The organism is Halothiobacillus sp. (genome assembly GCF_027346185.1).
GTDB lineage: Bacteria > Pseudomonadota > Gammaproteobacteria > Halothiobacillales > Halothiobacillaceae > Halothiobacillus.
Genome location: NZ_DAIESY010000029.1, coordinates 1 through 8,070, shown reverse-complemented (window position 1 = coordinate 8,070; position 8,070 = coordinate 1). Strand labels below are relative to the sequence as shown.

Annotated in this window: 8 protein-coding genes; 2 read left to right on the top strand and 6 right to left on the bottom strand. The window is 56.2% G+C overall.

Translation table 11 applies throughout. From position 1 onward, the window contains the following. The first annotated feature begins 203 nt into the window (after positions 1-203). Positions 204-1,613: an amidase gene (locus tag M7R55_RS02155; RefSeq protein ID WP_298218079.1), complete on the top strand. Its 1,410-nt coding sequence runs from the start codon at positions 204-206 to the stop codon at positions 1,611-1,613. Between the two features lie 25 nt (positions 1,614-1,638). On the opposite strand, the gene M7R55_RS02150 is transcribed toward M7R55_RS02155, so the two are convergent. Then, entirely contained in the window at positions 1,639-2,211 is a 573-nt protein-coding gene (locus M7R55_RS02150) for a nitroreductase (RefSeq protein WP_298218077.1), read from the bottom strand. Positions 2,212-2,345: 134 nt separating this feature from the next. Here M7R55_RS02150 and infA point away from each other — a divergent pair, with 134 nt between their 5' ends. Beyond that, positions 2,346-2,564, top strand: a complete 219-nt coding sequence (gene infA / locus M7R55_RS02145; protein ID WP_012824618.1) for a translation initiation factor IF-1 — start codon at positions 2,346-2,348, stop codon at positions 2,562-2,564. 131 nt (positions 2,565-2,695) lie between these two features. Here the strand turns inward: infA and clpA are convergent, their stop codons facing one another. From clpA to M7R55_RS02120, 5 genes are all read right to left on the bottom strand, one after another. Next, positions 2,696-4,972 carry an ATP-dependent Clp protease ATP-binding subunit ClpA gene (gene clpA / locus M7R55_RS02140; protein ID WP_298218071.1) on the bottom strand — a complete coding sequence of 759 codons (2,277 nt, stop codon included), beginning with the start codon at positions 4,970-4,972 and terminating at the stop codon, positions 2,696-2,698. 26 nt (positions 4,973-4,998) lie between these two features. Then, the gene (clpS, locus tag M7R55_RS02135) at positions 4,999-5,313 is read right to left on the bottom strand and encodes an ATP-dependent Clp protease adapter ClpS (protein WP_298218069.1); all 315 of its coding nucleotides are present in this window, start codon (positions 5,311-5,313) and stop codon (positions 4,999-5,001) included. A 44-nt stretch (positions 5,314-5,357) separates the two neighbouring features. Beyond that, positions 5,358-6,410 carry a signal peptide peptidase SppA gene (sppA, locus tag M7R55_RS02130; protein WP_298218068.1) on the bottom strand — a complete coding sequence of 351 codons (1,053 nt, stop codon included), beginning with the start codon at positions 6,408-6,410 and terminating at the stop codon, positions 5,358-5,360. After that, a complete protein-coding gene (locus M7R55_RS02125; RefSeq protein WP_298218066.1) occupies positions 6,407-7,111 on the bottom strand; it encodes an HAD hydrolase-like protein in 705 nt (234 codons plus the stop codon). Before M7R55_RS02125 ends, sppA begins: the two co-directional genes overlap by 4 nt. Beyond that, a partial coding sequence (locus tag M7R55_RS02120; RefSeq protein ID WP_298218064.1) for an RluA family pseudouridine synthase occupies positions 7,108-8,070 on the bottom strand: 963 nt, incomplete at its 5' end. The genes M7R55_RS02120 and M7R55_RS02125, both read right to left, overlap by 4 nt.

The following is an 8,070-nucleotide window of genomic DNA, read 5'->3' as shown; positions in this document are numbered from 1 at the left end:
GAATCTTTACTTGCTGCGCGGGAGACTGGCGGCATGAACACAGGGAAAATCTGCCCAAAAACCGTCGAAATGCTGAAATTTGGGGAGATTTTCAGCCAAAACCGGCTCCTCAAGCGAAAAAAATCGCATTGAACGTCAGCCGCCCAGTATTTTCGATTCAATCAGAGGCTCCTTAGGGTAAACAACAGAGAGGAACGAGAGTCATGGAATTGGAAGCACTTGGTTTGCTGGATGGATTGAAGGGGATCAGTGAAGGTCAATTTTCCAGTGAGGATCTGACAAATGCCTGCCTGGATCGGGTGAAACGGCTCGATTCGCAGGTCAAGGCCTGGGAATGGCTGGATCATGGGGCGGCACTTGATGCAGCGCGCAAAGCGGATATGCAGATGGCCTCTGGCGGGGCGCTAGGTGCACTGCATGGGCTGCCCATTGGCATCAAGGACATCATGCTGACCCGAGGCATACCGACCGGTATGGGATCCCCAATTTATAAGGGCAACGTGCCGGACGAGTCCGCCACTGTCATTCGCCGCCTTCAGGCGGCTGGTGGTTTTGTCATGGGAAAAACGGTGACCACGGAATTCGCCTGGCGCCATCCCGGAAAGACGCATAACCCCTGGAATCCAGACTACACGCCGGGAGGGTCCTCCAGTGGATCAGCGGCGGCGGTTGCCTCCGGCATGGTGTCGGCCGCTTTAGGCACGCAGACTGTGGGTTCGGTCATTCGCCCGGCGGCTTATTGCGGAGTGGTGGGGTTCAAGCCCAGTTTCGGATTGATCTCCCGGGCGGGAGTCAACCCATTGAGCCACAGCCTGGATCACGTGGGCATCTTTGCACGCAGCCTCGACGACGCTGCCTATCTCGCGTCCTGCCTTGTCGGCCATGACAGCGCTGACCCAGGAAGCCTTGCAGAAAGCACCTTTGGAACGTTTTCCCTGGAGGCCGTCGCCGGGAAGACGCACTCCGGTCCCTTTCGATTGGCTGCGGTGCGTTCCCCTGTCTGGTCCTTGGCAGATCGGAACCAGCAGGAAATCTGGGAGGCCAACGTGGACGCCCTGGCCAGAGCCGGCGCTGAGGTCGAAAGGGTTGAATTACCGCCTTCGTTCCTAAATGCGCTGGACATCCTGCGCACGATCCTGTTGGCGGAAGGCGCACAAATCTATACGCCCCTGCAATTAGCGCATCCTGGCAAGACGAGTTCGGCCATCGACACGTTGATCGAGGGGGGTAAAAAAATCTCCGCAATGGATTACCTCAACGCTCTCGTTGCGGCCAAAGAAATGCGTGCCGAGTTGCAGGCCTTTCTTTCCCGGTTCGATGCCATCGTGACGCCTCCAGCTACCGGAGAGGCGCCGAAAACTCTGGTGAATACGGGGGATCCCAGCTTCTGCGGAATCTGGACTCTCATGGGCGTACCGGCAGTGACCTTCCCTGTCGGGCGTGGACCGTCTGGCCTGCCTTTGGGATTCCAAGTGGTTGGCGCCTATCTGGACGATCGAAAAACCCTTGACGTGGCTGCCTGGTGCAATCGACACATCGGGGTTCAACTTGGTCTTTCTCCAGATCTCTCGATTCTGGAAGCTCAACCCGATTCTTCAGAAGATAGTCAGTAGAAAACTAAAGAATTCTACCCCGTGATTATTCGCCCTGCCAGAAGGTAACGTCTGTTTTGCGCTGGTGGGTTTGCCTTGGTGATGCTGCGGGTGCGACGGTGCCGATATTGATCAAGCCGATGAGTTCCTCTTCGGGCGCGAGGCCCAACCCGGACATCACCTGCCGATCATAGACCCGGCTGCCGGTGAGCCAGATGGTGCCATAGCCCAGATGGTTGGCGGCAAGCATCAACTGATGCGTCGCGATCGCTGCGGCAATGAGTTGCTCGGTAGCCGGCACCTTGGGATGCGCATGATCCAATCGGGCAATGGCCACGACCAGCATGGGTGCTCGCAGGGCGCGCTCGCGTTCACGTTCCAGCAGATCGGGTTCTGTATGTGGCGCTCTTTGCAGCAGTGCCTGCACAAACAGCTCGCCAAGCGCGTACCGAGCCGATCCTGAAATGATCAGAAACCGCCAAGGTTTGAGGGCACCGTGATCCGGTGCACTCTCTGCCGCGGCCATGAGTTGTTGTAATTCTTCATGGGAAGGAGCCGGTTCAATAAGGTATTTGGCGGGTGTTGAATGTCTCTGTATAAGAAACTCAATCAGATTCATGATTTTCCTGTTGTATTTTTGATGGTTTTATTGAGCGAAATTTCAGGGGGTAATGGGGTTTTTTTGAAATAAAGGCTTGGAGCTGAACGCTTTTTGCTTGATAATTTGCGCCCACTTTGAAACATGCTGGATTTATGGCAAAAGAAGATTACATCGAAATGCAAGGCACCGTTGTGGACACCTTGCCCAATACCATGTTCCGCGTCGAGTTGGAAAATGGCCACATTGTCACGGCTCATATTTCAGGACGTATGCGTAAAAACTACATTCGTATTCTCACGGGCGACAAGGTCACGGTTCAGTTGACGCCTTATGATCTGACCAAAGGTCGGATTTCGTTCCGCGCGCGTTAATTCCAAAATCGACCCCCGTTCGTGCTTTCTTTCCTCAAACGCCCAACACTTGGATCGGGCGGGGTGTCGGTAAGGGTCTCACTTCAACGCGTGTCTTTGATTCAATCACCCTTTGTATCGCTGTGGCCGTTTTAGCCAGGGGATTCCGCAGTTAACGCTTCTTCCGCAGGCTGGATAGTTAGCACTGGGATACCGGCCTCATCGAGTGAGAACCGGACGTTGCCGCCACGTTCGGCCAGCTCGCCAAATAGCAACTCTTCTGCCAACGGACGTTTGATCTTTTCCTGAATCAGGCGCGCCATTGGTCGAGCGCCCAAGACCTCGTCATAGCCTTCCCTTCCCAGCCACTGGCGAACTTCATCGTCGACAACCAAACGGACTTTCTTTTCTTCGAGTTGCTGCTCCAGTTCCAGTAACAACTTGTCGACTACGTTGGCGATTTGACGTGGGGCCAATGCCTTGAACTGGACAATGGCGTCCAGACGGTTGCGGAACTCAGGGGTGAAGCCACGTTTGATCGCGTCCATACCGTCGGGGCTGTGGTCCTGGACGACAAAGCCCATGCTGTTGCGTGCGAGCATCTCTGCCCCCATGTTGGAGGTCATGATGAGAATGACGTGCCGGAAGTCTACTTTGCGGCCATTCGTGTCCGTCAATGCGCCGTTATCCATTACCTGAAGCAGGACGTTAAACACGTCCGGATGAGCTTTTTCGATTTCATCCAGTAGCAAAACGGCGTGTGGCGTTTTGTTGATGGCCTCGGTGAGCAGGCCGCCTTCTTCGAAACCGACATAGCCCGGCGGCGCGCCGATTAGTCGCGATACGCTGTGCCGCTCCATGTATTCGGACATGTCGAAGCGCACGAGCTTGATGCCGAGTAGGCGGGCAAGCTGTTTGCTGACTTCGGTTTTGCCCACGCCGGTCGGGCCGGCAAAGAGGTAGGAACCGATGGGCTTGTCTGCAGAGCGCAATCCGGACCGCGCCATACGGATGGATGTTGTGATCTGTTCGATGGCATCTTCCTGACCGAACACCACCATGTTGAGGTTGCGATCCAGGTGGCGCAGCACTTCGCGATCTGATGTGGACACGCTGCGTTCCGGAATGCGGGCGATCTTGGCGACGACTAGTTCAATTTCTGCTGCCGTAATGAGATTGCTTTCCGGCGGTGGCTCTATGAGGCGTTGTTGGGCACCGGCCTCATCTATGACATCGATTGCCTTGTCCGGTAAATGACGATCCGAGATGTGGCGACTCGAGAGCCGAACAGCGGCTTCCAGCGCTTCGTCGGAATAAGTCACGCCATGGTGTTTTTCATAGCCACTGCGTAACCCCTTTAGAATAGCGATGGCTTCATGCTCGCTGGGCTCGGGGACATCCAGTTTCTGGAAGCGGCGAGTGAGCGCGGCATCTTTTTCGAAAATAGCCCGGTATTCCTGGTGGGTCGTGGAGCCGATGCAACGCAAATCACCATTGGCAAGCGCAGGCTTGATCAAGTTGGATGCATCCATGGAACCACCAGAGGCAGAACCGGCACCAATCAAAGTATGAATTTCATCAATAAATAAAATGGCATATGGCAGAGATTTGATTTTTTTCAGTACGATCTTGAGCCGCTTTTCAAAATCACCACGATATTTTGTGCCAGCGACCAGAGAACCGAGGTCGAGCGAATAGACCACAGCATCCTTGAGGGTTTCAGGCACTTCGCCTTCAACGATTTTGCGAGCGAGCCCTTCGGCCAGGGCTGTTTTACCGACACCGGCCTCGCCGACCAGCAGTGGATTGTTTTTCCGTCGCCGACACAAGATCTGTTGTACCCGTTCGATTTCCGGAGCGCGTCCGATCAGTGGGTCGATTTTGCCGTCGCGGGCAAGCTGATTGAGATTGATGACGAAGTTTTCGAAGCTGTTCTCATCAGTGACTTCAGGCTTCTCGCGCTCCTTTTCAGAGGGGGCTTCGCTGGTGGCAGGGGCCTCCTGAGTCAGACCATGCGAGATGAAATTGATCACATCCAGGCGCGTCACGCCGGCCTTATGCAGCAAATGCACCGTATGTGAATCCTGTTCGGCAAACAATGCCGCCAAGACATGCGCGCCGGATACTTCGTTCCGTTGAGCGGACTGTACCTGCATGACAGCACGTTGCAGTACGCGCTGAAAGCCGAGCGTGGGCTGTGTCTCACGGGCGTCATTTTCCGGTATGCGCGGTGTGGTGTGGCGAATGTGGTTTTCCAGGTCGACGGCCAGTTGCGAGATGTTGGCATTGCAACCTTCCAGCACGGCGCGTGCGTCCGGGTCCTCGAGCAGGGCATGTGTGAGCGCTTCGAGGGTGACAAACTCGTATCTTTGACGCCGGGATCGGTCAAATACTCGGCTGATAGTGGTTTCCAAGGCTTTGCTTAACACAGAGAACTCCTATCTGATCCCATGGGTTACTGGGGTGCCGGTTCCATCACGCATAAGAGCGGATGTTCATTCTGGCGCGAGACCTGATTGACCTGCGCGACACGGGTTTCGGCGATTTCCCGCGTAAACAGGCCGCAGACGCCTCGACCTTTATGATGAACCTCTAACATAACGCGTTCAGCCTGTTCCGTCGACAGGTAAAACAATTCAACCAAAATGCGGACGACGAAATCCATCGGCGTGAAGTCGTCGTTGAGCAGAATAACCTGATACATCGGTGGCTCGGCGACAATAGCCTCCGGAATAGATTCTGTCTCAGTGGGAGTAATTTGATCGACCATGTCTGTCATTCTATGTGTGCTGAGCCAAATCCCAAGATCGCAGCCTAAGGTAATAGTTTAGGGCCTAAATTCGCCGCCCAGAGGCTCGTCAGCGACTGGCTGATCTGTGTACTGGTTTTACCCAGAAGTTCTTCGAATGGGCTCTTGCTTGGCGTGAGGTCGACTTCATTTTTGAGGTGCAATTCATCTCGAACCACGCTGCGTACCGTGCCCAGGCCGTCGATCAGTCCGTTCTTCTGTGCCTGTGCGCCGGTGTAGATCAGGCCGGAGAACAGGTCGGGGTCGTTGGCGAGACGTTTGCCCCGGCCTTTTTTGACGGCATCGATGAACTGTTGATGTACCTGATCAAGCAGGTTCTGCATGTATTGCACCTGGACGGGATTCTCCGGAGAGAATGGATCGAGCATGGCCTTGTTTGCGCCCGCGGTCATAAGACGGCTTTCAATGCCCAGTTTGTGTATGGCATCCACGAAGCCGAAGCTGTCCATCCGCACCCCGATCGAACCGACGAGTGATGCCTGATTTGCATATATTTTGTCGGCTGCGGCCGCAATGTAATAACCGCCGGAAGCGCATACATCCTCGACGACGGCGTACACCGGTTTGGCAGGGTACTCCTTGCGCAGTCGCATAATCGCATCAAAGATTTCGCCAGACTGGACAGGGCTGCCGCCCGGCGTGTTCATACGCAGAACGATGCCCTTGACCTGTGTGTTCTTGAATGCCTTTTCCAGTACGGGGATGATTTCCTCCGCGGAGGCTTCCTGCCCTGCGGCAATCACACCGCTGATATCGATGATGCCCGCCGAGGGTTCCTTGATGACAAGACCCTTGCCATCGTCCAGATCGCCGCTGAAAGAAATCCAGGCAATGATCCAGAGCACCAACGCCAAGCTGATCAGCCGGAAAAACACCCGCCAACGGCGTGCACTGCGTTGTTCCTTCAGGCCTTGGCGGGCAAGATCGAGTAATGCCTCGCGCGCCCAGGCATCATCACCCGCCGCAGTTTTTTCCGCTGCGTTCGCGTGCTGTGCGGATGCTGCGCCGAGATTGGGTTCGATGCGCAGATCATCATGTGGCGGCTGGGCGGTGCTCATTCGTTCATACTCACTTTATTCTGGCTCACTTTTTGAGCGGTGGCGGACTGGTACAGCGGCAACAGGCTGGGCAGATCATGAATGACGGCGGCCGGTTTGGCGGCGTGAAGGCGCTCTATTTCGTGTGCGCCATGGGTGATGGCGATGGGGACGCAGCCCGCATTGTGTGCCATCAGCAAATCAAAGTCAGTATCGCCGATCATCCAGGCCTGTGCCGGTTCCAGCCCGAATTCGTCCAGCAGTTCCATCAGCATCAAGGGTGATGGTTTGGAAGCGGTTTGCTCGGCTGTTCGTGTACCAAGAAAGTAGTGACCCAGACCGGTTTCTTCAAGTGCTTCGTGCAGGCCCCTGTTCGATTTTCCGGTGGCAATGGCCAGCCAGCAGCCCGCTTCACGCAGATCGTTCAGCAGGGTTGCCGCCCCGGCATAGGTTTCGAGGGTATCGGTTCGGCTGAAATATAACTGCTGGTAGGTTTTTCCCAGCGCCTGCGCCTGCTCAAGTGAAAGGTTTGGATAGAGTGTCTGGCACGCCTCGACCAGACCGAGGCCGATGATGCTTTGTATCGTCTCGGGCGCCAGCGGCGGCAGGTTACTGCGCGCGATGGCCATCTCGAAGCTGTGCACAATGTGGCCGGTGGATTGAACCAGTGTGCCGTCCCAGTCAAAAATGATCAGTTGGGGTGGAGGTAGGATGTGCTTCATGTCGGGTCGTGTTCCGGCAGCGTTAGGTTGAGTTGTTGTGCCAGCGAACGCCATTTATTCGGGATCGGGGCTGTCAACTGCAGTGGTTGTTCTGTTTGCGGATGCGTCAGCGTCAGGCGATAGGCGTGCAGCAGCAGAGGTGGGCGTCGCCGGGCCGAGGCGCCAGTGGATGGAAAGAGTCGTTTGTCCCATTCCCGTTGACCGTATTTTTCATCGCCGATGATCGGGTGGTTCTCGTGCGCGGTGTGCACACGAATCTGGTGTGTGCGTCCGGTTTCAAGTTGTGCCCGCAGCAGGGTGGCATTCTTGTTGGCGGCCAGCACGGCGAAATGGGTCACGGCTTCCTTGCCCTGCGGGCTGACCTGCACCCGATGCGATTCACCCTCGCCCTGCCACTTTTCCAACGGTGCATCGACGCGTTTGAGTTTGTCCGGCCAATGACCGTGCACGATGGCCAGATACTGCTTTTCGGCATGGCCTTCCGGCCGGAACTGGGTTTGCAGCGAATGCAGGGCGGCGCGGGTCTTGGCCAGAATCAACAGGCCGCTGGTGTCGCGGTCAATGCGATGGGCCAGCTCGAGTTTTTCACCCAGTCCCGTGTGTTGGCGCATGAGTTCGATCAGGCCGAAAGGGATGTTCGAACCACCATGCACGGCAAGGCCTGCAGGTTTATTGACGGCCAGCAGGGCGTCATCTTCGTAAACGATCAGGTCCGCCGCGCGTGCGAGCCAGTTCGGTGAGATCGCGGCGGCCGGTTCCGGTGAGGCGCTCTGCAGCTTGAGTGGCGGAATACGGACTTCATCACCAGTCGCGAGTCGGGTGGTCGGCTTGGCGCGTTGACTGTTCACGCGGACTTCTCCGGTGCGCAGAATGCGGTAAATCAGAGAGCGCGGAACCTCGCCATGCGTTGCGCCGAGTTCGCGCAGCAGGAAGTTGTCGATGCGCTGGCCGGCATAGTG

Excerpts from the sequence above, each read along its gene's own strand:
- M7R55_RS02150 (WP_298218077.1), bottom strand. The coding sequence starts at position 2,211 with ATGAATCTGATTGAGTTTCTTATACAGAGACATTCAACACCCGCCAAA.
- clpS (WP_298218069.1), bottom strand. The coding sequence starts at position 5,313 with ATGGTCGATCAAATTACTCCCACTGAGACAGAATCTATTCCGGAGGCT.
- M7R55_RS02125 (WP_298218066.1), bottom strand. The coding sequence starts at position 7,111 with ATGAAGCACATCCTACCTCCACCCCAACTGATCATTTTTGACTGGGAC.
- infA (WP_012824618.1), top strand. The coding sequence starts at position 2,346 with ATGGCAAAAGAAGATTACATCGAAATGCAAGGCACCGTTGTGGACACC.
- M7R55_RS02155 (WP_298218079.1), top strand. The coding sequence starts at position 204 with ATGGAATTGGAAGCACTTGGTTTGCTGGATGGATTGAAGGGGATCAGT.
- sppA (WP_298218068.1), bottom strand. The coding sequence starts at position 6,410 with ATGAGCACCGCCCAGCCGCCACATGATGATCTGCGCATCGAACCCAAT.